Genomic DNA, 24823 nt, shown 5'->3' with positions numbered 1-24823 from the left:
TAGTGGGATAACATACTTTGATCAGAACGTAATATGTTTAGTGTGGAGAGATCAGAATGACAAACAAAAAGGCCACTTATCGTGACCCTTAATGTCATCAGTAACAGGCAATTATGACTCTTCAGGAAGCCCAACATGCATATGGCCAGACTTATAATCTATGGTTAATACAAAGTGTTTAAGAATGTCATAGCCAACAAGCCCTTTGATATTTTTACCTTTAATTCGCGACAAACCACTTCTATCCTGGCCCGATATAAACTCACTTTGGCCATCGGCAGGCACGCTAGATTGGACATTTTCGATAGTAAACGGACCAAACTTCACTTCAGGTAAACGAAAGTTATCGATGCTAGCAATGTTATTAACACCGTAGCCTGTCCCTGATTGTGCACCATATAAACTTAACCAATTAGAATCTGTAGCCAATGACCGCTTTAAAAACAAACCACTGTTATTACCCGTATCAAGAATAAGCCAGGCGTTTTTCTCACCATTTAATTCAACTTTAACAATAGGTTGGCCTGTTCCTCGATCGATCTGCATATCAATATTCTTAAGCTTTGCTAAATCGATTGAGTCTCGCTCAAATAACCTCAAACGACTATTAGGGTAATCAATTTGAAAAATAAATTTTTCAAGTAAACCCGCCCCCAATAATAACTGCACTGCATGATGACCTAAACGTAAACCAACCAGCTCGTCTAGCTCAAGTTCGGCACCAAATAATTTAACATTCACATTGTTATAAAGTTGGCGAGTTTCAGTGCCATAAACACCTTTAATATCGACTTTGCTTCCCTTAGAGAATTCAAATTTATTTTTATTAATAAAGCTGATATTAATCGCATTAACCTGAGAGCCACTGTCGAGTATCGCCTTTCCCTCAACGCCATTAATCGTCACAGGGAGGTTGATGTGACCATTGATCACTTCAAAATCAACCCAATTAGTTACGGCAAAAGAGTTAAAAGAAGCAGTGGTAACGACCACGAATGTCAGTAATTGCAATAATGTTGAACGCATCGATTTTCCTTAATCTAGCACAAAATTTAGCTCAACAATCTATTAACAAAAAGAGGAGAAGTCAATAACTTAGGTAAATGAAAATCATCATTGGTATGCTTATCATTGAGATAAAAATAGATTTTGATAGGGTGTAATTCACAGAGAGCAATCAGGTGATTACTCTCTGTATTTGTAGCAAATAAAAATAAAATCACTTTCTAGCGAATGGTAATATTTCTGCCAAAATACTCTTCAGCTTCATACTTCTCAATCACTTTTTCCAGTGTTTCATTGTTATTATCCATCACCAACTTATGTGAAATAGCACTCAGTGAAATCAAGATATCCTTACACTCAATTCGCGCTTTCATCACCGAACCAGAAGCGGTTCTGAGCACTTGGGAGATCAATTCATGGTTCTTGCCTATCAAGGCTAAGATAAAGTGAACCATCACTTCAGAACACAAATCTTTGTCTTCAATTTTACTCGGTCTAACGACTTTTTCTAAGTAGTCTTCTTCTCTACCAGCAGGAACAAAACGTTGCACCCAGTAAAAATAATCTTCGTCATAAATAATAGACTGGATAGGCTTCATGAACTTTTCATCTGCTGAAATCTTCTGAAACAGTTCTTTTTTAAGGTCATCAGACACATCAACCAGTTCATCGCCGTATTCGTTATTCAACAACAGAATCACGGCTTGCAACTCTTTTAACAACGATACATTACCCGACGTCATTTGATTGTATGCTTCGCCCACTTCATCGATGTTACGCTGAAACACGCCAATGTATTTATCACCCTCTTCAATGGCATCAAGCAAAGGGATTAAACTATAACGCCTAACCTGGATAAGCTCATAAAATTGGCCCAATTCTTCACGAATAGCCTGCAGGCGGTCCATCGACTTAACTAAAAAGTTACCGTCTCTTTTAATCGCCGCATTTAAGCGAGAAAAATCTAATTGGTCATTAACTTTACGCACCCGGTTATCAATCATATTTTCAAAGGATTGCGTTTCATTAATCAGCACAGAAAACTTGTCTTCCATCTCAAACAGTACATCTTGTACTTTTTTAAGACTGGTCGATCTAACCTGTTGATTGATACCACGTGCTTTTTCAGCTTCCGCTTGCTTCTTTTCACGAATAACCCAGGTAATTGCTGCGCCAACAATTGTCAGACTGGTCGCCATATCAAAACCAAGCTGAACATTAGTAAACCATGGACTCATTTTTTTCCCTTAAATGTCATTTATTTATAGTTCATAAACAGTAATAACGGATCCCATACTGAATGTCACCCGATTAACATTGAAAACTCTTCATAAATCACATAAAAATGTGATAAAAAATGACTTAATATCAAAGATAAATCTAAAAATGATATTTTTAATAACTTTGAAATCAATATAGTAAGCAGATTTAGTCGTATCAGATGATGGTTTCACTCTTTAGTCACCAAACTGCACTCTGTCGAAATCTTTCGCAGTTCAATGAGGTAAAAAATATTTTATTAATTGGCAGAAAAAAACAGAATAAAAAGCTAAAAGCTTAATTTATTTCGACTTAAAATGAAGATTAAATGAAAAAAACAGCAAACTGATACACAATTATTGATTTAATAAAATGGTAGCAAGGTGAGTATAAAAATAAATTACGAGCATAACATATCAAAGCCTTCGGCTTGCCTCAGCTTCACGCATCACTAACAAAAAAGTCAGATACATCTTAGTCGGTAGCGACAAAATCATCCCAAAAGCGACACACATTGCACTAATGATAATGCCGTTTACAGCCATCGCTTCAATCACATCACTAAAATTATGTAAATACACACCCAATAAAATGAGACAGATACCAGTAAAAATGCAGACTTTGAGGCATACCATTAACTTTTCATCTGTCATTGCAGCTTCCTGTAACATTAGCATTATCCACAGCTAATATAATGAAGTGATGAAGACGAATTGGCGTTGATGTAGATCAATATAGAAGTGCGAGGAGAAAAACGAAATAGCCGCGGTGCGAGCAACTCGACAAAGAGTATACCCTTAAAGTTTGATGGTATTAATATTGCTAAAAAACAGGCAAAAAAAAGCGCAAACAGTCGCGAGACTATTTGCGCTATCTTACAAAGTAAGAGTTACTCAGCTACTACGTTAGCAGCTTGAGGGCCTTTTTGGCCTTGCTCAACTTCGAAAGATACTTTTTGGCCTTCAGCTAAAGTTTTGAAACCTTCTGAAGTGATTGAACGGAAGTGAACGAACACGTCAGCGCCGCCGTTATCAGGAGTGATAAAACCAAAACCTTTATCTTCGTTGAACCATTTTACTAAACCAGTAGTTTTAGACATGTTATGTCCCTTATATAATTAAATTAATCAATCTGTCGCGAAAATGCGATGCGCTCAAGCTTGAATTATTGAATGGCACGATAAAGCTAAGGGAAACACAGAGGATAACAACGATAACGAAGATTCTAAGGCTTTTCTTTTACTTGATGTTCATTAATAACTCTGAATGTCAGAGCAAGGCAGATACTACATGAGTTTTAGATATTGTAAAGCGTTTCTTTTAGCTGACGAGATAATAATTTATCTCCCCTCTCTGCGCGGGTATTGGGGGAGTGTTAAAAAGGCCAATTGTTGCTGCCAAAACCTCTATATGTCAGCATTAAAGCGAGCCATTCTCGCCTCAGCAATACTGCATTGAGTCAACGCCATTAACTCCCCCAAAGTGATACCAGGGTTATGGGTTATTAATCGATTTAGCTTAACGTCTAACGGCTCTAACTTATCGGCATGTTCCAGCAATGCCGTTGAGACTTTACTCACCAGATAACGTAATCCCTCATCGCCCAGTGCTTGCAAGCCCGCAACAAACGCTTGCACACTTAACGCGTTACCAACAAGCGCCCAATGTCGAGAGCGACGCACACGCTTAAGCTCACAATCATATTGCACCGCTATTGCTTTAGCTTGTTTGGCTTTGTCACTGCCAATGCGGTGGATAAGCGACGGCAAGCGCACAGTGATAGGTTCATTCATATCGAGTCAGTATCTCTAAATAATGTAATCTACAGCAAGCTTGGACACACAAAACATCATCTATTTAACCTTAAGTCGAGACAAAGGGTGAACTTATACTATTTGAAATCAGCATGTTAACCCACCTCACTTTCAAGCTTATCATTTGTGTTGCTAACAAGGCGAATTGACACGTCGATTCAGCACAGCTAGCAGGACAAAGAATTGTTTGAAAGGCGTTTAATATCTCAACTTGAGGTTATTGAATCCCGTTTTGAGTTATAATACCGCTCGAATAATGATAACCCGGTAAAGAATCAGTCAAGCGTTAGCGAGATTATGCGTCAGTGTAATCAATAACCTTGCATAAAACTAAGTAGAATTGCCCCATGAGCCCAGAACGTTTTGCCCGCATAAACCAAATGCTTGATAACCGCCAAGTCGATCTCACAGTATGTCTTGATAAAGTGCATATGACCAACAACATCGCCGCTGTTATTCGTTCGGCTGATTGTGTCGGCATTCATCAAATTCATGCCGTATGGCCCGACATTGAAATGCGCGTATCGGGTAATACCGCCTCTGGTAGCCAACAATGGGTTAGCACAGTAAAGCACTATACTTTTTCAGAGGCGCATCAAGCTTTTAAAGCGCAAAACATGCAAATACTGACTACCACTTTTTCAGACACCGCAGTTGATTTTCGCGACATTGATTACACTCGCCCCACCGTAATTGTGATGGGTAATGAGCGTGATGGCGTGAGTGATGAAGCCATTGCAGCAGCTGATCAACACATTATTATCCCGATGCGCGGTATGGTGCAATCGCTCAATGTGTCTGTGGCTTCGGCCTTAGTGATGTATGAAGCCCAGCGCCAACGCGAACAAGCCAATATGTACGGTACCCGCAAACTAGACTACGCCTACTGCCAAAAAATGCTGTTTGAACAAGGCCATCCAGTTTATGCCAAAGCCTGTCGTCGCAAGCAAATCCCCTACCCAGCCATTGATGACCAAGGCCAAATTGTTGCCGACAAAGACTGGTGGGACAGAATGCGCGCCCCAGACCCACAAGCTCTCACTGAACAAATAACTTAAAAAAATTATCCACTGCACTCACGCCTGGCAATGCTTTCTATTCTTAAACAATGTCAGGCTTCAATCGTTATAGCACTGTATGCAACGACTTTATTTTTTACCAAATCCCTTCGCCATAAAACGTGCACTGCTTTTAACCACCAATTGGCCAGCAACATATAACTCACCCTCCACTTTATAAAGAGGGTAACGAGAAGAGATAATCTTACCTTTAATTAAAATATCACTATTTAACGGCACTTCATGTAAGTAGCGGATACTCATATCGGCAGTGACCGCTTCTATGTTTTGCTGGAAAAGCGCCTGACACATACCGCTATCGAGTAACGCCGATAAAAAGCCGCCGTGTAAAATCCCCTGGTAACCCTGTTGATGTATCGACCCTTTAGCACGCGCCCATACCTGTTGGTCTGCCGTACTAAAAAATTGCAAATGAAGCCCTAATAAATTCTGCGTACCGCACAACATACAATGTTGATGACTCAATGGCTTAACGACTGCACATAAATCATCTGCTGATGTTTCAGGAGAAACCAGGCTTAAGCTATCAATTAATACCAATTCCATTAATTATGTGACCAATCAGAGTCACTCAGATTGTTCAGTTTGAGGCGCATTGTTGAAATAATGGTTATTCCCTTCTAAGACAATGCAACAAAGAAATGAACGGTCTGAGTGTCTCCTGCAAGGCGGGTTTCTGTGCCTTCTATGCTGCTTAATAGCATTTTGACGAACGACTGCATGGATGCAGGAGGTAGAGCAACGCAGAAGCAGTTGCCGAGAGCAACTATGCCTACAATTCTATTATTTGCCTAGAATACACAGAACTCCCGCTGAATGACCAGATAATTAATGGAATTGGTATAATACCGCTTTTTCAGATTGATGCTGCTGACTCATAAAACCTCACAAAATAAAAACGCAAAACCATTATTGGCATATGCCAATAATGGTTTTAGAATACCACATCCATATCAATTTGAGTAACTTGATGCGTGCTAAAACGTGATGTTTAAGCCAATCATTGCAACAACAAAGGAAATCGGCATGCAATTTATAATAACTTTTACGGTGTTTTTAGTGTTTTTTGCAGTGATGGCATTAGGTGTTTTTTTAGGACGAAAACCCATTCAAGGCAGCTGTGCAGGGCTTGGAAATGTAGGAATAGAAAAGAGCTGTGATTGTGAAGTCACCTGCGAAGAACATAAACCCCTATACCAAATACAAGAGCCCACTCAAAAATAATCATTAGGGCCTGCTGTGCATTGATTACGCCTTAATTTAGGCGACCGTTTACAACAGCCTAAAATTGTATCTTTGATTGTGACTTAGCAATAATGGCCTTGCATTTAACTAAGCGATACCTAACTGGCCATTAAAACAACACGTCGACAATGATTGAATATTGCCACTAAACTCATTAGGATCGGCCCATCGATCGCCAATATGAATCAACACCATGACCACTGAGCTATATTTTATTTTCGACTCGCACTGCCCCTGGAGCTATGCCACTACCCCGCTAGTGAATGCACTACAACAAGCCTATCCAGACATGACAGTCCATCTGCTGCACAGCGCACATTACATTGGTAAAGACAGCGCTGGTGAAGAGCAAATGCAAGCTGCGGCAAAAGCCAGTGGTGTTAAATTTGGTCGTGAACATATTCGTTATGTTAACAGTCCAAAAAACTCTATAAAAACAGCAAACTTTATGGCCTGGATGCAAGACAAACAAGCCAGTAAACAATTGCCAGTGCTTAATGCCATTCAGGCGGCGCACTTTATTGAAGGCAACCCGTTCAACAATAAACACGACTTTAACGACATCGTCGAAAAGTTTAAGTTATCGCCAACCAATAAAGTGTTTAAAGACGAGCTAAGTACCGACGCCGAATACATTTTAGAAGGCATTGAAGAAATTCAACAGGTCATTGGCACCAACAGTTTTCCAGCACTCGTCATGACAGTCAACGATAATGCCATCTTCATCGACCACTCTAAATACCTCAAAAATCCACAAGAGGTTGTCACCGCAGTAGAGCAAGAGATCGCAGCGATCAAACAGTCAAAACATTAACCGCGCTCATCATAGTTAAAGTGAGTCAAACAGCGCATAGCAAAAACCACGGTATTAACCGTGGTTTTTATATATGTAACACTCAATCGCGTTAACTTACACTTTGTACTTGCGAGGCCAGTAACCAAATCGCTAATGCAAAAAACACCACACCCATAAACTTGTTTTGATAAGTACGAAACTTATCATTATTGAGTAATGACTTACCCAAACTCCCCACTAACACCACCAGCAATAAATTAAACGCCAGTCCCATCACATTCAGTAATAGCCCTAACGCCAACATTTGCTCACCAGAACTGGCACTGAGTTGAGTCGACACAAACTGGGGCAAAAACAACACAAAAAACAGTAATGCTTTCGGATTTAATAAATTGCTCATTACTGCACGGCGATAAAGTAATTTAGCTAAGTTGTTCTGCTGAGCAATCTCGGGCGCCTCACTGGCACTGCTGCGCATGCAATCCCAGCCCATTTTTAGCAAATATGCACCGCCTAAAATCCGCAGTAACTCTAATGCCATTGGGTTCATCGCCACCAGCGCCGACACGCCCATTGCCGCAAGTAAGGTTAAAATAAGCCCCGAAGTCGCATTACCAAAACTGGCATACACGCCCACTTTGCGGCCATAGCTCAAACTCGAACTGGCAATCAGCAACATATCAGGGCCAGGAATTAACAATAACGCCACTACAGTCGTTAAATAAACTGGCAGTAATGCCAAATCAATCATCATAAATACACAAATAAGCAGCTAAAACACGGCGCGGATTTTACAGCGATCGAACATGAATGAAAGTCATGATGGCAGCCATTAGGCTTTTAACGGTGAATAGCACTGGCAGGGATTGTTTACGAAAAGAAAGTTATCGAACAAACATCAAGCAAACTTTAACTATTTTAAATAAATCAAACAAATAAAAAAGGCCAACCTCATTGGTTAGCCTGTCATTTTACGCGTCGGTCTGCGAAGTGTATTACTTATAAAATGCTTCAACTTTACCTTTAACTGTCATCGTAAGCGGTTGTCCGCGACGATCTAATGCTTTATGCGACGCAACTTTTACCCAGCCTTCACTGATGCAATATTCTTCTACATCATTACGCTCTTTGCCGTTAAACATAATGCCAATTTCATGTTCAAAAATAGCTTCCACAAAATGTGGGCTACGTGGATTAACGCTAAGGCGATCGGGTAAAGCAGGTTTAGCAGTAGTGTCGTTCATGTTCATATTCTGTAATTAATAAAACGTGCGTTATTGTAGGCAATAGCAGCAAGATGCTCAATAGCGGCGATCATAAATGTGAGCCGCTTAAATGTATCATCGATACAGCGGCAAAGTTAAACGCGTTAACTGTTTGATTTATAGTCACGATAGCATTAGGTTATTGCTATAACTTAAGCTGGTTGGAAATATTCATGTCGAGGTTGTCAAAATACATTAAAGGGACGGTATTAGCGATTATCACTATCGCCGTTATTGTTGTAGCGCTCAATTGGCAAAGCGCTAACCGTTTATACAGCGTCATTAGCTTGTTTGATGAAAAACTCATCGTAAATAACTTTTCCCACATGAATGACATCTTTTTCAACAAAAAAATTGTCCACCAAGGTCAACCTTATACATTTGGCGTCGCTCCAAAAGCCTTGCCAGACACTTTCACCTACAGAGACAACGTCACTAATAGCGAAGCGTTTTTAGCACGCCGAGCCACCACAGCATTACTGGTTATCAAAGACGATCAAATAACCTTTGAGCAATATTATTTAGGCACCCAAAGTGACGACAAACGGATTTCGTGGTCGATGGCCAAATCCTTTGTGTCTATCTTGTTTGGTATGCAAGTTGATGCAGGCAACATTGATATCAACAAAACCGTTGGCTTTTATCTGCCAGAGCTTGCTAACTCTGGTTATGGCAACGTTAAAGTTGAACACGTACTGCAAATGTCGTCAGGGGTTAAGTGGAACGAAGACTACCTAGATTTTAATTCTGACATAAACAAAATGGGCCGAGTGCTGGCCATTGGTGGCTCGTTAGACGACATGACCAGTGAACTGGTCAATGAATCTGAGCCAGGTAAAGCCTTTCATTATGTCAGCATGGACACCCACGTAATTAGCATGATCCTCAGGCGTGTAAGCGGAAAGTCGTTAGTTGAACTGATCCAACAAAACCTGTGGAATACCATCGGCATGCAAAGCGATGCGTTTTGGCTCACCGACTCTCAAGGGGCTGAATTTGCATTAGGTGGCTTAAATGTCACTACCCGTGATTACGCCCGCTTTGGCCGTTTATTACTAAACAATGGCGCGTTTAACGGCAAGCAAATCGTCTCGGCAGAGTGGATAAAAGCCGCCACCACACCGCAAGCCGACTACCTTAAACCGCAAACAGACAAGCTCGGCTACGGCTACCAAATTTGGTTACCGCCACAAGCACAGCAAGGTGAGTTTTTTTGCGTGGGCGTATATGGACAATATATCTATGTCAATCAACAACACAATGTTGTTATTGTAAAAAACAGTGCCGATTTAGGCTTTCAAGATAGCCTAATATCAAAACATGAAACCATCGCGTTTTTCCGCGAAATTGTCGCGTCATTAGAGTAAAAGGCATCCGCTATTAATGGGTATTACGCTAACGTAACAACTCAAGCGCTTACACTCACAACGCTTCAAATAATCATCAAATCCGCAGGCGCTTATTGTTGTAACAATAAACGCTGGCACAGTTTGACAAAATCAGACGAGGTGACAATCCCCTGGACTTGATTTTGCTCATCGACCACAGGCAAGCAGCCTAATTTGTTGTCGATAAAATATTGCACCACAATGGTTAACGGTTCATCTAATCCAAGCTTTTGCACTTGAGTATCCATCACCTCGGCAATTGGGGTGTAACGCTCTTTTCGATCAAGTGCCCCTTGGCCATATTTATTAAGCATGGTTAATACCATCGCAATCATCTTTTTATGTGTCAGCATGCCAATAAACTCACCAGTAGATTCACTGATCACCGGCAAATGGCGCACATTTCGGCTTTGCATTAACAGATGCGCATCTTTAAGGCTCGCCTCATGGCTAATACACACCGGATTAGGGGTCATAATATCGCGCACATTCATGGTTTATCTCCATAATTGACACAGGTTAAATAATAGTCAAAAGTAAAACGTTCGCTAACAACCTTAACTAATGAGCACAGTGCTACACCTTAATACTACTCGCTAATCTGAATGCTAGCTCGGCCGTAAATATCAGCAAATATGTCAGGCATGCGTTTTGGACGACCGCTAGATAAGGCAATACACACAAACTCAGTGCGAGCCGTGAGTAAAGAAACTCCGTCACTGCGGCGAATAAACTCAAAATGGCGCGCCAACTTCAGTCTGCCATCGCACTCCACAATCCAGGTGGCGCAATCGATAACATCATTAAGGTAAGCCGCCGCCAAATAATTAATCTCATGGCGGCTAATCGCCATGCCTCTATCTAACGATTTATATTGCTCAATCGTTAACCCTAGCGCATTAGAATGTGCCCAGGAGGTTTGCTCTAGTTGGCTCACATACGCGACATTATTGGCATGTTGATAATGATCAATTTGATCTGGGCTAACCGTCCAACTCAGTATAAAAGGATCGGCATGCCGCCATTGTTGAGCTGCAATAGTGTTGTTTGAATCGGACATCCATTTCGCCTATTGGTAATTAAAATCGATTAAACGCAAAAACTCATTTTATTGGGGGAGTCCATATACAAATCCTAGCGTTTCAGGGTTATTTTGCCAAACACACTGGCATCAATAAACCCTCTGTTTTTATCGCCATTAACCGGAGTAATCTCATGAGATCCCATAAAATGCTCTCTTACTGGGCTGCCATCATTATCACAATAAGCGAGCATAAAACCGATGATTTTATTTGGCGTTAACAGTAATGGCTTATCTTGCTGGCCTTGTTTAAAATCATTAGGATACAGCTTAATCGCCACCTCCCAAATCACATTGTAAGGCGCTTCACTACTGCGCTGCCAACGACTCTTTAAATGCGACGTATACAGGTGAGCTTGCTTGTCTGGGCCATAATCAGCCGCCTGATTGTCCAGGCCAATATGGTAGGCAAATGCACTGTGGTTAAATTGATGATCGCCACCCGAAGCATCGCTATCAATAAACACCTCTAAGGTGTCATCATCCCAATAATTCACCCTTGGGTCGGCATGGGTATCAAGCAATACATCATCGGTAATTTCAGCTTGCAGATACAAATAGTGCTCATCCCACAGCAGCTTATATTTACCGCTAAAATCACTCGCAGAATCAGGCAACACCCCGTCCATTAAATGCGGCATCGTATGCCACTTAGCTTTCTGCCAGGCAGAGTCAGCAACCCCATCAATCTCGATAGGCGTTGCAGTATATTCAACATCCATAGCAAACAGTGTCGGGCTACTAAGCAGTAATCCCAAAGCAAATAACGAATATTTCATCAGGCTCATCTCTAGTCGGTTAATCTGGCTTTGAAAACAATCATATATCAAATCCGCGTAAATCAAGCGTTGTCTGAATTAAATCGGCCCAACAATCTGGTCAACAGCTCATAGAACTTTAAACGTTTACTCTGACGCCACTGATAAAGTGACTACAAAAAAAAAGCCCTAATCTTTGCAAGATCAGGGCTTAGTTATTGTGTGACGACATAGGCTTACAGCCAGTATTAACGGTGCTGATTAACCAGCTTTAGCTTTCGCTTGAATTCGATAAGCATGTAGCAACGGTTCTGTGTAACCAGAAGGCTGAGATTTGCCTTTAAAAATCAGATCGCATGCCGCTTTAAAGGCGATGCCGTCAAAGTTAGGCGCCATATTAGTGTACAGCGGATCACCAGCATTTTGAGTATCGACCACCGCGGCCATTTTTTTCAACGCGGCCATCACTTGCGCTTCACTGCATAGGTCATGTTCAAGCCAATTAGCTAAATATTGCGATGAAATCCGTAAGGTTGCTCTGTCTTCCATCAAGCCGACATTATTAATATCAGGCACTTTTGAACAACCCACGCCTTGATCAATCCAGCGCACAACATAGCCTAAAATACCCTGGGCATTATTTTCTAGTTCAAAAGTAATTTGCTCATTGGTGAGTGTTACTCCTTCAGCAAGTAAAGGAATGGTCAACAAACTGTCAATGCTAGCACGTGGGCGTTGCTTAATGTGTTGCTGAACATCTGCCACATTAATTTGATGATAATGAATAGAATGCAGCACGGCACCATTTGGCGACGGCACCCACGCAGTGTTTGCGCCCGCTTTAGGATGAGCCGATTTTTGCTCAAGCATTGCTGCCATTTCATCTGGCATTGGCCACATGCCTTTACCGATTTGAGCGCGACCTTGTAAGCCACATTCAAGCCCAATATCAACATTCCAATCTTCGTAAGCACTAATCCATTTTTGCTGTTTCATCACAGATTTAGGCACAAACGGGCCTGCTAACATTGAGGTATGCAGCTCATCACCGGTGCGGTCAAGAAAGCCAGTATTAATAAACACCACGCGCTCTTTCGCAGCCCTAATACACTCTTTTAAATTCAGTGTCGTTCTGCGCTCCTCATCCATAATGCCGACCTTAATCGTATTACGCGGCAGCTTGAGCGCATCTTCTATCTTAGTAAACAGGTCACAGGTAAATTGCACTTCTTCAGGGCCATGCATTTTAGGTTTTACAATATTCACCGAACCTTTGCGGCTATTACTACGACCATTATTGTTACCTTTAAGGTCGTGCATTGCTGCAAGCACAGTGATCATGCCATCAAGTATTCCTTCAGGTACTTCGTTGCCATTTTTATCCAGCACGGCATCAATGGTCATCAAGTGACCCACATTACGCACAAATAGCAAACTTCTGCCGGGTAATGTAACGGTTTTGGCACCCTGGGCATTAGCAGCGATATATACGCGATCGTCATTAAGTTCTCTAACGATCTCTTTACCATTCTTAGTCAACGAGGCAGATAAGTTACCTTGCATCAAACCTAACCAATTGCGATAAACTTCAACCTTATCTTCTGCATCTACTGCAGCGACAGAGTCCTCACAGTCCATAATGGTGGTAACAGCAGCTTCAACCAGTAAGTCTTTAACGCCAGCGCGATCGCTGCCACCAATAACACTGCTTGGATCGATTTGAATTTCGATATGCAGACCATTGTTCACTAACAAAATAGCACTGGGTGCATCGGCATTACCCTGGTAACCCACACACTTATCGGTTTGGGCTAAAGTGGTAGTCGAGCCGTCAGTTAATTGCATCCGTAACACACCCGCATCGATGTAATAACGGGTCACATCGGCATGGCTGCCTTGCGCTAAAGGCGCAGCGGTATCTAAGTGTTGTTTGGCAAAAGCGATAACTTTATTGCCGCGTACTGGGTTGTACTGTTTAGTTTGCTCCGCGCCATCTTCTTCAGATATCGCGTCAGTGCCATATAGCGCATCATACAGGCTGCCCCAACGCGCATTGGCAGCGTTAAGCGCAAAGCGCGCATTTTTAACTGGCACTACAAGTTGTGGTCCCGCTTGTGCGGCAATTTCATGGTCAACGTTTTCAGTGCTAATTTGAAAAGCCTCACCCTCAGGCACCAGGTAACCTATTTCAAATAAAAAAGCTTTATATTTTGCAGGGTCAAAATCTTTGGTGGGATGGTCAATATGCCATTGATCTATTTGCTGTTGTAGTTGTTGTCTTTTTTCTAACAGCTTCACATTAACCGGAGAAAATTCATTAATAATCTCCTCAAATTTTGCCCAAAAGGTTGCTGAATCAATGCCAGTACCTGGGCAAATGTCACTGTCGACCAATTGCCACAATGCTTGCGCTATTTGTAATCCACCTTCTTGAATACGTGCTGTCATGTTTAATCCCTACCTTAATTTCTGTGCGTTGACCGTAAACCAGCCCTAAATCATATGCCTTCAATCATTGGCCCCAAATCATTAGCCCCAAATCATTAGCCAAAAACCATTAGTTCCAAATCACTAGCGCAAACTCATTCCACTGTTAACAGCATACTGTTCATACGCAGTAATACTTTACTCTATATCAAAGTTATCTTATTTATCCAATTTATACCTGTTATCACCACTATTCACCAAAGATATGGCAAAATGGTGTTTTTTGGTTAATTTGCAACATATATGTAACTAAAAACCACAATAACAGTACGATTACACATCGCCTCTATTTATCTCTTCTGCGGTTTTAGTGATCAGTTGACGCATCCATTGATGCGCGGGATTGTGCTGAAGCAAAGGGCTCCAGGCCATAGTTAAGGCAATGGGTTGAATAATAAAAGGCGGCGGCACAATGCTCACCCGTTCATTATTGATATGATGACGTGCCATCTTACTTGGTATGGTTGCGATCAAATCTTGTTGCTCAGCCAACAAACAGGCGGCTTGATAATGGCGAGTAAAAACGGTGATCTGACGTTTTACACCCATTCGCGTTAATGCTTCATCTACCCAGCCCAAACGCTGAACATCATCTGGGTTCATCCCTACCCCAACGCCCATACCTGTTTTACTCACCCACACATGCTTAGCTTTTAAATAACTGTCTAAAGAAAACTTCTTTAAAACAGGATTACCCTTACTAATCAGGCAGCTAAAGTCATCACTCCACAATACTTTTTGATGAAATGATTGCGGAATACTGTCGAAACGATTGATCACCATATCGACTCTTCCTTGTTCTACATCAGGGAAACTGACATCACTTGGGGTCATGATATCTAAAATAATGTTAGGTGCTTGAGTACGAAGCTTGGCAATAAGCGGTGGAATTAACGTCGCTTCAGCATAATCACTTGCCATCACACGAAACACTTTATCGCTTTCAAGTGGATCAAAATTGGCACGCGGTTGTACGGCTTTTTCCAGCCCAATAATCAACTCACTAATAATGGGTTGTAATTCATTTGCGCGTTCGGTCGGCGTCATCCCCTGACTCGTGCGAATAAGTAAGGGATCATCAAACAAGTTTCGTAAGCGTTTTAGGCCATTACTCATTGCAGGCTGGCTGATCCCAAGTTGGTCAGCCGCTTTAGTAACATTTCTTTCACGCAGTAAAACATCTAAATAAACAAGGAGGTTCAAGTCGATACGAGATACATTCATATGGTGAATACCGAAGATAGTAAGCATAAATTAGGTTTATTTAACCAAATCTGGCTATTATTTTCAACGTAATCAATTGCCGCTAATCTATTTGTTAAGGAATAAACACATGACTCACTACAAAAATAATATCGATGAAGCTGCCACCTTGATTAATTCAGAAGGTAGTGCATGGAATGCCATCAACCCAGAGTCAGTCGCTCGTATGCGTCTACAAAATCGCTTTAAAACTGGGTTAGATATCGCAAAATACACTGCCAAGATCATGCGTGAAGACATGGACAACTACGACAAAGACTCGTCACAGTACACTCAGTCTTTAGGTTGCTGGCATGGTTTTATCGCCCAACAAAAAATGATCTCAATTAAAAAACATCTTTTAACTACTAAGCGTCGTTACTTATACCTTTCAGGTTGGATGGTAGCCGCACTGCGTAGTGAGTTTGGCCCATTACCTGACCAATCTATGCATGAAAAAACCTCTGTTGCTGCGTTGATTAAAGAGCTATACACCTTCCTGCGTCAAGCTGATGCCCGTGAACTAGGTGGCCTTTTCCGCGAACTAGATAATGCTAAAGAGTCAGATAAAGCCGCGATTCAACAAAAAATTGAAAACTTCGAAACCCATGTTGTACCAATTATTGCCGACATTGATGCTGGTTTTGGTAACGAAGAAGCCACTTACTTAATGGCAAAACAAATGATTGAAGCTGGTGCTTGTTGTATTCAATTAGAAAACCAAGTGTCAGACGTAAAACAGTGTGGCCACCAGGACGGTAAAGTCACCGTGCCACATGTTGAATTTTTAGCAAAAATTAACGCGGTTCGTTATGCATTTTTAGAGCTAGGTATCGATGATGGCGTGATTGTTGCGCGTACCGATTCATTAGGTGCTGGCTTAACGCAAAAAATTGCTGTCACTAAAGAAGCAGGCGATATCGGCGATTTATACAACAGCTTCCTTGAAGTTGAAGCCGTTGATGCAGCAAAACTTGAAAACGGTGACGTGGTATTCAAGCAAGGTGGCGCATTAGTCAAACCAGCTCGTCTACCAAATGGCTTATTTAAGTTCCGTGCCGGTACCGGTGAAGAGCGTTGTGTACTTGACTGTATTACCTCATTGCAAAATGGCGCTGATTTATTGTGGATTGAAACTGAAAAGCCGCATGTATCGCAAATCGGTGGCATGGTTAACGAAATCCGTAAAGTGATTCCTAACGCTAAGCTTGTGTATAACAACTCGCCATCGTTTAACTGGACGCTTAACTTCCGTCAGCAAGTATTTGATGCGATGCAACAAGCAGGACAAGACGTATCAGCTTACGACCGCGCTAAGTTAATGAGTGTTGACTACGATGGCACTGAGCTTGCTATCCAGGCTGATGAAAAAATTCGTACTTTCCAGGCTGACTCGTCACGTGAAGCAGGTATTTTCCATCACCTTATTACACTACCGACTTACCATACAGCTGCACTGTCTACCGATAACTTGGCTAAAGAGTACTTCGGTGACCAAGGTATGTTGGGTTATGTTGCCAATGTTCAACGTAAGGAAATCCGTCAAGGTATCGCCTGTGTTAAACATCAAAACATGGCTGGTTCAGACATGGGTGATGCACATAAAGAGTACTTCTCTGGTGACCAAGCGCTTAAAGCGTCTGGTAAAGACAACACAATGAACCAGTTCTAAGACTGATTTTATAACTGCTGGTGTAGAAACTAGAAACTAGTAACTAGAAACTAGAAACTAAATTACCCAAATAGTGACTAGCTTAAGCGATGTTTTTGAAGTGAACATGACTAACAGCGAAAACTAAACCCAAAAGGCCTGCTTAAAATAAGCAGGTCTTTTTTATGTGTCACGTACAGGTAAACGTTAGGGTAAATGGTCACTGTGACGCTAACCCATTAAGATACACACTGATATAAGCCATTATTCTGCAATGACATTTTTGACTACTGTAACAGCCCTTTTCGCTCAATTGCGACGCTTAACGATTGATGAAAATTTCCACTTACATTATCGCCAAACTCGGAGTATATTAATCCAGCAGATTCATGGATTTAGAATTGCGACCAACTACTTAGGTCACATTACGTGCAAGGACGACAATGACAAGTTTATCCTCCAGTTTATTATCAATAGGCATATTGCTTTCGAGCATGTTCGTCACCCTTGGGGTGATGTTTGTATTGCTGAAACATCGCGACAGCACGGTAAAACTACCTGTCGACCGAGACCAACTTCAACGTATTCCCGCATTTGGCTTACTGCCACTGTATTGTAAAGACGGCCGCTTATGCTTTCTGTCGTGGAGCAGTTTTAGTCCAACCGAAAAAATAACGCGACAAGCAATACTCTCAAAACAGCCATTCAGCCATTTGTTAGCTATCTGGCGAACATTCACCAACAAAGAACCCACTAGCCAAGTAAATGCACCGTTTTCACTTGTTTGTAGTAGAGAGCTGAAGAATAAGCAATTGGTTAAAACCATACCCTCAATCAGAGCCCAAGCACTCAGCCAACAGCAGGTTGATGCGATTGTTTATCAAGTGGCGCAGAGATGTTTGAGTAAGAGTGAGGTAGTGAAATGATGGAGATAAAAAAGTTTATTTTAACCACAATTATTTTTAGGTGAGAGTATGGATAATATTATAGAAATAGAAAAAAATAATGTAGCTCCATACCTATCAATTTTACTAGGAGCTAAATCTGATAAATTTGAGCCATGCACTATCCATCAGAAAATTGTAGGAATAATACGTGAAGAATATTCAGAAGACATTTCTTTTGGTTCTACAATTACAGAGGAAATAGGTCGACTAGGCATAGCTAAAATAACACCTTACAGCTTATCAAAAACGCCTAGCTGGGCTAAAAATTTAAATTTAAAAGATGTAGAAAATCATGTATTTGTAAGCTTTGTTGTTCGTAATCATTTTGCATTTTATTTTTCCGAAAAAGGAAAGAAAGACTCAATTAGAGATCACTTTGGAAAAACCAAATTACCAAATCTATTTCCAATTCCTATTGGTAAACTTAATGGCTGCTTTATAAACGAAGATGAAATTAGAATGCTATGGCTTTCAGGCATTAATGGACGAGATAATTTCAGAGCCGATTCAAAAGTGTTAGGTGGAAAAAGTGTTGCAGATACATTAGATCCTTTAATCGATCAATCGTATATGATGTCTGCTGTTCGAACTGAACTTTGGGGAGGAAAAACTAAAAGTTCAGTAGGGATAAACCCTTTTAAATCATCCATATGGAGAGGCCCTTGTAAAGACTGGGTAACGTTTGAAAATAGAGTAATTGAAATACTTGATATTTTAGCTGTAAATAGCAAAGAGTCTGAGTGTCCGATCGGTATACTTTCTTACCCAATATCACACCCAAAAGATCTAATGTTACCGTATGATTTCTCCTTGATAGATTATGATTTTTTACCTGAAGAAGATGGGCAACATCGCAAAGAGCTCCTTAAAAAATTACAATATGAATACAGAGCAGAATTATTACCCACCCTGATTGAAAGTGATATAGCACTTGAACTCTATCATAATGATATACGTATCGGAGACATATCACTTGAGGTTGTAGTCGATGATTACAAAGCTATTTTCAAAATAAAATCTGAAAACCCAATAAAAAAAATACATTTCGATTTATATAAACGAGTATTTAGCTATCCTGAATTAGTTAAATGTTGGTTTGAATCAGGGCATGCCATAGTAAATGGCATGGTGTTTAGAACTGGCTATCAAGATGTTGAGTATAATAAGTTTTTGTGGGCTGATTACGAAAAATATAATATCAAGAAGGAAAAGCCTGGTTTAGATCCCAAAAAACCCGAACTAATAAATATTGGGAAAGAAAAGTCTTTGTTTTGTTGGATAAAGAAGCGTTGGAGTGGCAATTGGCTTAGCCCTGATGAATTTAATACAACAGAAAACCCAAAAGGTTGGCTTTACTGTGATGATGGCGCCGGAGAGAAAGCTGATTTCATTCACTATGTAGAGCATCAGAATATACACATAATTTCCCTTATTCATGTCAAGGCTGCAAAAGGAGATTTATCTACGCGTAAAATCTCTGTTGGTGTTCATGATGTAGTATTAAACCAAGCGGTCAAAAATCTAAGATATTGTACTCGAAAAACACTAATTGAAGAGCTAAAACAACGTCATAAAGCTTCTAATTTTAAAGGATGTTGGTTTGATGGCAATTCTTCAAAACCAGAGGACTTCTTTAAGGTTATTGATTCTTTAAAGGATAATAAAAATACAAAAACTCGTGTAGTTGTAGTACAACCACACACACAAAAAAGTGTGTATTTAGCAAGTGCAGGAAATAAAATTAAAACCCAATTAGATGTGCTTTTAGTTAGCGCAGAAAATGCAATAAGATCATCTGGTGCAGATTTTTATATTATCGGATTAGATGATAATAAAATTTGAATAAGTGAGGTCAATAAGTCAGGGGCTGATTCTGAGGGATCCCCACAAAAGAATTAATAGAAATGAATAAATGGGGTCAGAGCCTGACGAATCCCCACAAAAGAATGAATAAAAATAATGAGATAGGTTAAAAACTGAGGAACATTCATGGCATTTGGTGATCAAATTTATCGCCAAACAAAAATTACCACGAGTCAATGCCATGGATGCAAAACACCTTTTATCAAAATGCCTCTCACTTGTCACCCGCCCTTTTATCGCAAAAGATGCACAAAACACTCCGCTTTAGTTTGTTTACTGCCATTGAAAGCTCAATGAATGGTGGCTCGCTTTCTATCACCGGACTTGGCGGTGAAATAAGTAGGGGCAAGAGTCTGATGAATCTCCACTTATCACTATGAATCCATTGATCTGTTGAAGGTTTTTAATAAGTTAAGAAGTCATTAGTAACTTAGCGCCGCACTTAGCATGTGCCGCAGCTGCTTTTCATATTCCTGCGACTCTGGTTTAGCGATACCAGTAAGGTGCAGTGACGCCTCCGCCATACTAATGCCCAGCAACACCACCATAAACAGGGCGGCACGCGTCTTATTACCAATGACTTGCTCAAGGTAGTTTTGCATGGCGATCTTTTGCTGCTCACGAACCAGCTCACCCACAGTTTCATCGTGAGCATTCATTTGTATCAACCGAATGATTGACGGCTGCTCCTCATCTTTGGGAGTGCTCGCCATTATGCTGACGGTCATATCTACCAGCTCAGCGATTCCCGATTGTGGTAAACCATCCGCGACTAAGGCGCCTTCCAGGGTCGCCTCGAATAATCCCTGTTTACCGCCAAAATTACGCGATACCAACGCCACATCGACACCTGCAGCCCTTGATATTTCACGCAAAGACACATTGGAATAGCCTTTGCTCCAAAAGCGAAGTCGCGCATGATGGATCAATTTTTCGCGAGTACTGAGTTCAGCTGTCATATCAATTCGCATCCGTATCAGGTGTAGTCAACACTTGTTGACTTTGTGAAGAATGGATAATAGAGTAGCCGAGTCAACACGTGTTGACAAGCAGTCATAAACATCAATAAACCGTAATCACACACTTAACAGACAACCACACACTATGAATAATAACGTTTCTTATAAAATCCCTTTGTGGGTGAATATTCTTCAAGGCTTGCTGATCGCTATTATGCTTCAGCAGACCTTCATGTTTTTCTTTGATCACCAAGCCATAGCGGCCTCTGGAATTAACGTTGGGACTGATAGCCCAAACCTGAATATGTTGTATGAGTTTGGTGCAAGAACCCTAACCATGGCGCTGGTGTCCATCATTGTGTTAATCACCCAAAACCCACGGTATTTTCTGGTTATTCTGCTGATGAATATAATTAGAGAAGGCTTAGAAACCATCGTTGACCCTATGTTTCCACTAGCTAATGCACCTGCGTCGCCAACGGGTGATTTGATCATACACATCGCGATAGTGGCGATTGAGATCTGGGCATTTATTGTTGTTTATAAGATCGTGAAGCACATGGATGGTGCGGAGAAAAGCGTTGCAAGTTAAATTGTTTGAACGCTCCAACTGTTTGCAATAAGTGGGGTCACATAAGTGCATAAGTGAGGGCAGAGCCTGGCGCCCACTTATCACCACTCAGGCTTGGCCCAAACAAAATGTACTTGGGCCAAATCAAAGCAGGCGTTTAATCAGCGTAAGTTACGGTAATTTTACCAAAGTGCGAACCACTCGCTTGATGTTCAAAGGCTTGTGCTAGTTCATCAAACGTGAAATTTTTATCAAGCACTGGGTGAACGTCATTTACCTCAATGGCGGCTATCATTTTTTCCTGCATTTCTTTGCTACCTACTGCTAGAGCCGACAATTTTACATGCCCTAGAATCAATTGCGGCAGTACCAATTCTGCCGTCATGCCACCTAAAACACCAATTAATGCGATATGCCCACCGACCGCAACAGCGTCCATTGAGTGCTTAATCGTTGCGCTAGCACCAACATCTAATACATGATCAACCCCACCTGAGCGCTCAGCAATCGTCTTACCCCAGTTCACATCGGTACGGTAATTAAAAACCTCATCTGCTCCTAGTGCTTTTAAACGCTCTAATTTTTCATCAGAAGAAGACGTTGCATACACATATGCACCTGCCGCTTTCGCGAATTGCAACGCAAAAATAGACATACCGCCAGTGCCTTGCACCAACACAGAATCCCCTGCTTGTAGATTACCTTCAACCATGAGTGCTCGCCATGCAGTTAGCCCTGCACACGGTAAGGTTGCCGCTTCCTCAAAGGTATAATTATTAGGCATACGCGTTAGCGACTGAGAATCAACACACGAGTATTCGCGTGCAAAACCTTCCGTCGTATCACCACTAATCGCCTCTGTCGCCGTCGCCGAAGGTTTACCGCTTAACCAATTAGGGAAAAATAAACTCACGACCTTATCACCCGCCTTCCAAGTGCTTACTCCCTCACCAACGGCAACCACTTCACCCGCGCCATCCGACATCGGCACGCGACCATCCTCAACAGGAATACCGCCGATACCAACTAAATAGTCATGAAAGTTGAGAGACGTTGCACGCCAGCGCACTAATACCTCACCTGCTTTAGGTTGTGGTATTTCTTGCTCAACAATGTTCAGGTTTTCAAGGCCACCAGGGCTTGTTACTTGGTAAGTTCTCATAACGTATTCTTCCTTTGATTTGTGATCAAAAACGATCGGGTTCTTTGAAATTAGGAAGGAACACTTACTCTGGTTTTCAGTTGCCAATCGGAGATTAGCAAGAGATAATAGAATGATCGTTCCAACTTTTTTAGAAGCTTAATGGAATGATCATTCTAAAACAAGCGATATACAGGAAAATAATGTCTAGACCTAAATCAGAGAGTAGAGCCGCCCTGCTCGACAATGCCCTATCAACGTTCTGGAAAATGGGCTATCACGTCGTCTCGATGGGCGATTTAGTGCGTGAAACTGGCGTCAGTCGCGGCGGCATTTACAGCGACTTTAAAGGGAAACGAGAGTTATTTCATGCCTGTCTGGAACATTATCAAGATACTTTTGTTGGGCCGAGCCTTGCCCCTATTGAGGAAGATGGTGCTGGGATCGCTGCCATCGCAAAGTATTTGGAAACTCTCATATCATCGATTGAGCAGTCTGGAGAGGGGGTTATTGGCTGTCTGGTAGTGAATACCTCGGCGCAACTAGACCCCGATGATACTGATACGCGCGCCTTGCTTGAGAAACACTTCAAACGACAAGAAGACGCATTTCACGCAGCGATAAGTAATGAAAACAACATCAGTAAAAAGCTAAGTGAATCAGAGGTCAAGGCCCTTGCTCAATTTGTGACGACCTCGATTCAAGGGCTTGCTTCACGTTTTCGAAATACGACTGACATGAAACCCCTAAGGCAATATGCTGACTCGCTCATGCAAATCCTAAAAGTACAGCTGTATAACGACCAGTAATTATCTTTCAGATATTCATGGCACAACAAGTGGGGCAAGAGCCTGACACCCCACACAAAAGAACAAATAAAACAATGAGATAGATTAAAAACTGAAGGACATTCATGGCATTGAGTGATCAAATTTATCGCCAAACAAAAATGAGAAGCCTAAAACTCATCTACTCTTTCAGGCTAAAATTAATCAAATCTTCATACCATTTATAGGTTTTAGTGCTGTGCCATTTATAGGTTTTAGTGTTTCACTCACGTGGAGTAGTTATTAACTATACTTAAATAAACTGTATGACACTAAAAGCACAAGCAAACACCTGGATTCCGGCTCAAAAGCATTGCCGGAAAGACGTAAATTTAAGCATTCCTGATGTACCGAAAACAAAAAAGCGACCTTTCGGTCGCTTTTAAATACTAAAACTTCAACTGAAGTCCACTATCACCATAATTACGTCGCTGGCGAAGCCGCTCTTTACAAATACAGCTCTGCGGCAAGCGAACCGAAGGTTCACTTTTTAATGTTCTTACTCAGTATGTTGAACGAAACCCACTTATCAGAAAGCATAAGCAAACACCTGGATTCCGGCTCAAAAGCATTGCCATATAAGACGTAAATATAAACATTACTGGACTGACGTAAATATAAGCATTTCCGAAATAATGAGATGGACCCACCCTTCTAATCGGCTTCATAGTGAGCCATGATAAGTTTGTACACTTTATCAACAAAGGGCGGGTCCGAATATGAAGATTACAACAATTGGTTTAGATATATCAAAAACTATTTTCCACATGTTTGCCGTTAATCAAGCTGGAAAGTTAGTTAAAAAGAGAGCAATTAAGCGTGCCGACTTGCTCAGTGTCTTTGCCCGATTAGAGCCAATGTTGATAGTGATGGAAGCCTGTGGCGGGGCTAACCATTGGGCTCGAGAATTTATTAAATTAGGGCATCAAGTCAAGCTAATTGCGCCTCAATATGTTGTGCCTTATCGTCGTAAAAACAAAAATGATTTTAATGATGCAGAAGCCATTGCTGAAGCCGCACAACGACCAAACATGACATTTGTACCGATAAAAAGCGTCGAACAAGAAGATATTCAAATGGTGCTGCGCATGAGAAAGCGACATGTAAAAACGATGGTCGCAATCAACAATCAAGTTAGAGGCTTTCTTGCAGAATATGGTTTATGCGCTGCAAAGGGAAAAACGGCATTAGCGACTCGGTTGCCTGAATTTATTGATGATGAAAGCAATGAGTTATCGGCATTTGCACGAGAAAGCTTTCGCGAACTCTATGTTGACTTTGTTGCGGCACAAGAGAAAGTTGAGTTTTACACTAAAAAAATAACCGCTTATACAAGAAAGAATCCTATCTGTAAGCGAGTGCAAAGCGTTATAGGTATTGGCCCCATGACAGCGGCAGAAATGTATGCCGCGATAGGCGATGGTAAAATGTTCCATAATGGTCGT

General features: G+C 41.3%; 25 protein-coding genes and 1 pseudogene. 11 read left to right on the top strand and 15 right to left on the bottom strand.

Going from position 1 to position 24823, the window contains the following annotated elements; translation table 11 throughout:
• Positions 1-111: 111 nt before the first annotated feature.
• The 5 genes from GQA99_RS16780 to GQA99_RS16760 all read right to left on the bottom strand — a co-directional run bounded on the left by GQA99_RS16780 (position 112) and on the right by GQA99_RS16760 (position 4057).
• Positions 112-1026: a pepsin/retropepsin-like aspartic protease family protein gene (locus tag GQA99_RS16780; RefSeq protein WP_160055828.1), complete on the bottom strand. Its 915-nt coding sequence runs from the start codon at positions 1024-1026 to the stop codon at positions 112-114.
• A gap of 200 nt (positions 1027-1226) precedes the next feature.
• On the bottom strand, positions 1227-2243 hold the full coding sequence (locus GQA99_RS16775; protein WP_160055826.1) for a hypothetical protein: 1017 nt from the start codon (positions 2241-2243) through the stop codon (positions 1227-1229).
• Between the two features lie 438 nt (positions 2244-2681).
• The gene (locus tag GQA99_RS16770) at positions 2682-2918 is read right to left on the bottom strand and encodes a hypothetical protein (protein WP_160055824.1); all 237 of its coding nucleotides are present in this window, start codon (positions 2916-2918) and stop codon (positions 2682-2684) included.
• 236 nt (positions 2919-3154) lie between these two features.
• Complete coding sequence (gene cspE, locus GQA99_RS16765) at positions 3155-3364, bottom strand: transcription antiterminator/RNA stability regulator CspE (protein ID WP_160055822.1); 210 nt, start codon at positions 3362-3364, stop codon at positions 3155-3157.
• A 306-nt stretch (positions 3365-3670) separates the two neighbouring features.
• Positions 3671-4057 (bottom strand): ribosome recycling factor family protein, encoded by a 387-nt coding sequence (locus GQA99_RS16760; RefSeq protein WP_160055820.1) that lies wholly within the window; start codon positions 4055-4057, stop codon positions 3671-3673.
• A gap of 368 nt (positions 4058-4425) precedes the next feature.
• On the opposite strand from GQA99_RS16760, the gene trmH reads away from it, so the two are divergent.
• On the top strand, positions 4426-5136 hold the full coding sequence (gene trmH / locus GQA99_RS16755) for a tRNA (guanosine(18)-2'-O)-methyltransferase TrmH (RefSeq protein ID WP_160055818.1): 711 nt from the start codon (positions 4426-4428) through the stop codon (positions 5134-5136).
• Positions 5137-5226: 90 nt separating this feature from the next.
• Here the strand turns inward: trmH and GQA99_RS16750 are convergent, their stop codons facing one another.
• Positions 5227-5703, bottom strand: coding sequence for a PaaI family thioesterase (locus GQA99_RS16750; protein WP_160055816.1), 477 nt, complete (start codon positions 5701-5703; stop codon positions 5227-5229).
• A gap of 480 nt (positions 5704-6183) precedes the next feature.
• On the opposite strand from GQA99_RS16750, the gene nqrM reads away from it, so the two are divergent.
• Together nqrM and GQA99_RS16740 are read left to right on the top strand one after the other, a co-directional pair.
• On the top strand, positions 6184-6381 hold the full coding sequence (gene nqrM / locus GQA99_RS16745) for a (Na+)-NQR maturation NqrM (RefSeq protein ID WP_160055814.1): 198 nt from the start codon (positions 6184-6186) through the stop codon (positions 6379-6381).
• A gap of 214 nt (positions 6382-6595) precedes the next feature.
• On the top strand, positions 6596-7216 hold the full coding sequence (locus GQA99_RS16740) for a protein-disulfide isomerase (protein ID WP_160055812.1): 621 nt from the start codon (positions 6596-6598) through the stop codon (positions 7214-7216).
• Positions 7217-7307: 91 nt separating this feature from the next.
• On the opposite strand, the gene GQA99_RS16735 is transcribed toward GQA99_RS16740, so the two are convergent.
• Both GQA99_RS16735 and GQA99_RS16730 read right to left on the bottom strand, forming a co-directional pair.
• On the bottom strand, positions 7308-7949 hold the full coding sequence (locus tag GQA99_RS16735; protein ID WP_206194585.1) for a LysE family translocator: 642 nt from the start codon (positions 7947-7949) through the stop codon (positions 7308-7310).
• A 244-nt stretch (positions 7950-8193) separates the two neighbouring features.
• Complete coding sequence (locus GQA99_RS16730; RefSeq protein WP_160055808.1) at positions 8194-8442, bottom strand: DUF3297 family protein; 249 nt, start codon at positions 8440-8442, stop codon at positions 8194-8196.
• A 194-nt stretch (positions 8443-8636) separates the two neighbouring features.
• Here GQA99_RS16730 and GQA99_RS16725 point away from each other — a divergent pair, with 194 nt between their 5' ends.
• Positions 8637-9830 (top strand): serine hydrolase domain-containing protein, encoded by a 1194-nt coding sequence (locus tag GQA99_RS16725; protein ID WP_160055806.1) that lies wholly within the window; start codon positions 8637-8639, stop codon positions 9828-9830.
• Between the two features lie 92 nt (positions 9831-9922).
• Here the strand turns inward: GQA99_RS16725 and GQA99_RS16720 are convergent, their stop codons facing one another.
• From GQA99_RS16720 to GQA99_RS16700, 5 genes are all read right to left on the bottom strand, one after another.
• Complete coding sequence (locus tag GQA99_RS16720; RefSeq protein ID WP_160055804.1) at positions 9923-10345, bottom strand: CBS domain-containing protein; 423 nt, start codon at positions 10343-10345, stop codon at positions 9923-9925.
• 95 nt (positions 10346-10440) lie between these two features.
• Complete coding sequence (locus tag GQA99_RS16715; RefSeq protein ID WP_160055802.1) at positions 10441-10911, bottom strand: acyl-CoA thioesterase; 471 nt, start codon at positions 10909-10911, stop codon at positions 10441-10443.
• Between the two features lie 74 nt (positions 10912-10985).
• Positions 10986-11711 carry a CBM9 family sugar-binding protein gene (locus GQA99_RS16710; protein WP_170293565.1) on the bottom strand — a complete coding sequence of 242 codons (726 nt, stop codon included), beginning with the start codon at positions 11709-11711 and terminating at the stop codon, positions 10986-10988.
• 240 nt (positions 11712-11951) lie between these two features.
• Positions 11952-14138, bottom strand: a complete 2187-nt coding sequence (locus GQA99_RS16705; protein ID WP_160055798.1) for a malate synthase G — start codon at positions 14136-14138, stop codon at positions 11952-11954.
• A gap of 312 nt (positions 14139-14450) precedes the next feature.
• Positions 14451-15401, bottom strand: a complete 951-nt coding sequence (locus tag GQA99_RS16700) for a LysR family transcriptional regulator (protein WP_160055796.1) — start codon at positions 15399-15401, stop codon at positions 14451-14453.
• 109 nt (positions 15402-15510) lie between these two features.
• Here GQA99_RS16700 and GQA99_RS16695 point away from each other — a divergent pair, with 109 nt between their 5' ends.
• From GQA99_RS16695 to GQA99_RS16680, 4 genes and pseudogenes are all read left to right on the top strand, one after another.
• Positions 15511-17091 carry an isocitrate lyase gene (locus tag GQA99_RS16695; protein WP_160055794.1) on the top strand — a complete coding sequence of 527 codons (1581 nt, stop codon included), beginning with the start codon at positions 15511-15513 and terminating at the stop codon, positions 17089-17091.
• A 422-nt stretch (positions 17092-17513) separates the two neighbouring features.
• Positions 17514-17996, top strand: a complete 483-nt coding sequence (locus GQA99_RS16690; protein ID WP_160055792.1) for a hypothetical protein — start codon at positions 17514-17516, stop codon at positions 17994-17996.
• 48 nt (positions 17997-18044) lie between these two features.
• Complete coding sequence (locus tag GQA99_RS16685; protein WP_160055790.1) at positions 18045-19859, top strand: hypothetical protein; 1815 nt, start codon at positions 18045-18047, stop codon at positions 19857-19859.
• Between the two features lie 202 nt (positions 19860-20061).
• Positions 20062-20218: pseudogene (locus tag GQA99_RS16680) on the top strand (IS4 family transposase); the annotation flags it as partial.
• Positions 20219-20302: 84 nt separating this feature from the next.
• Here GQA99_RS16680 and GQA99_RS16675 read toward each other — a convergent pair.
• Positions 20303-20839: a TetR/AcrR family transcriptional regulator gene (locus tag GQA99_RS16675; RefSeq protein ID WP_160055788.1), complete on the bottom strand. Its 537-nt coding sequence runs from the start codon at positions 20837-20839 to the stop codon at positions 20303-20305.
• Between the two features lie 145 nt (positions 20840-20984).
• Between GQA99_RS16675 and GQA99_RS16670 the strand changes: the two genes are divergently transcribed.
• The gene (locus tag GQA99_RS16670) at positions 20985-21431 is read left to right on the top strand and encodes a hypothetical protein (RefSeq protein ID WP_160055786.1); all 447 of its coding nucleotides are present in this window, start codon (positions 20985-20987) and stop codon (positions 21429-21431) included.
• Between the two features lie 136 nt (positions 21432-21567).
• On the opposite strand, the gene GQA99_RS16665 is transcribed toward GQA99_RS16670, so the two are convergent.
• Positions 21568-22572, bottom strand: a complete 1005-nt coding sequence (locus tag GQA99_RS16665) for a zinc-dependent alcohol dehydrogenase family protein (RefSeq protein ID WP_160055784.1) — start codon at positions 22570-22572, stop codon at positions 21568-21570.
• Positions 22573-22754: 182 nt separating this feature from the next.
• Between GQA99_RS16665 and GQA99_RS16660 the strand changes: the two genes are divergently transcribed.
• Positions 22755-23360: a TetR/AcrR family transcriptional regulator gene (locus GQA99_RS16660; RefSeq protein WP_160055782.1), complete on the top strand. Its 606-nt coding sequence runs from the start codon at positions 22755-22757 to the stop codon at positions 23358-23360.
• A 737-nt stretch (positions 23361-24097) separates the two neighbouring features.
• On the top strand, positions 24098-24823 hold a 726-nt coding region (locus GQA99_RS16655), incomplete at its 3' end, for an IS110 family RNA-guided transposase (protein ID WP_160055780.1).

It is taken from the genome of Shewanella litoralis (assembly GCF_009828585.1).
Lineage (GTDB): Bacteria > Pseudomonadota > Gammaproteobacteria > Enterobacterales > Shewanellaceae > Shewanella > Shewanella litoralis.
Note: the sequence above shows the minus strand (reverse complement) of the source record. Positions and strands in the feature narration are given on the sequence as shown.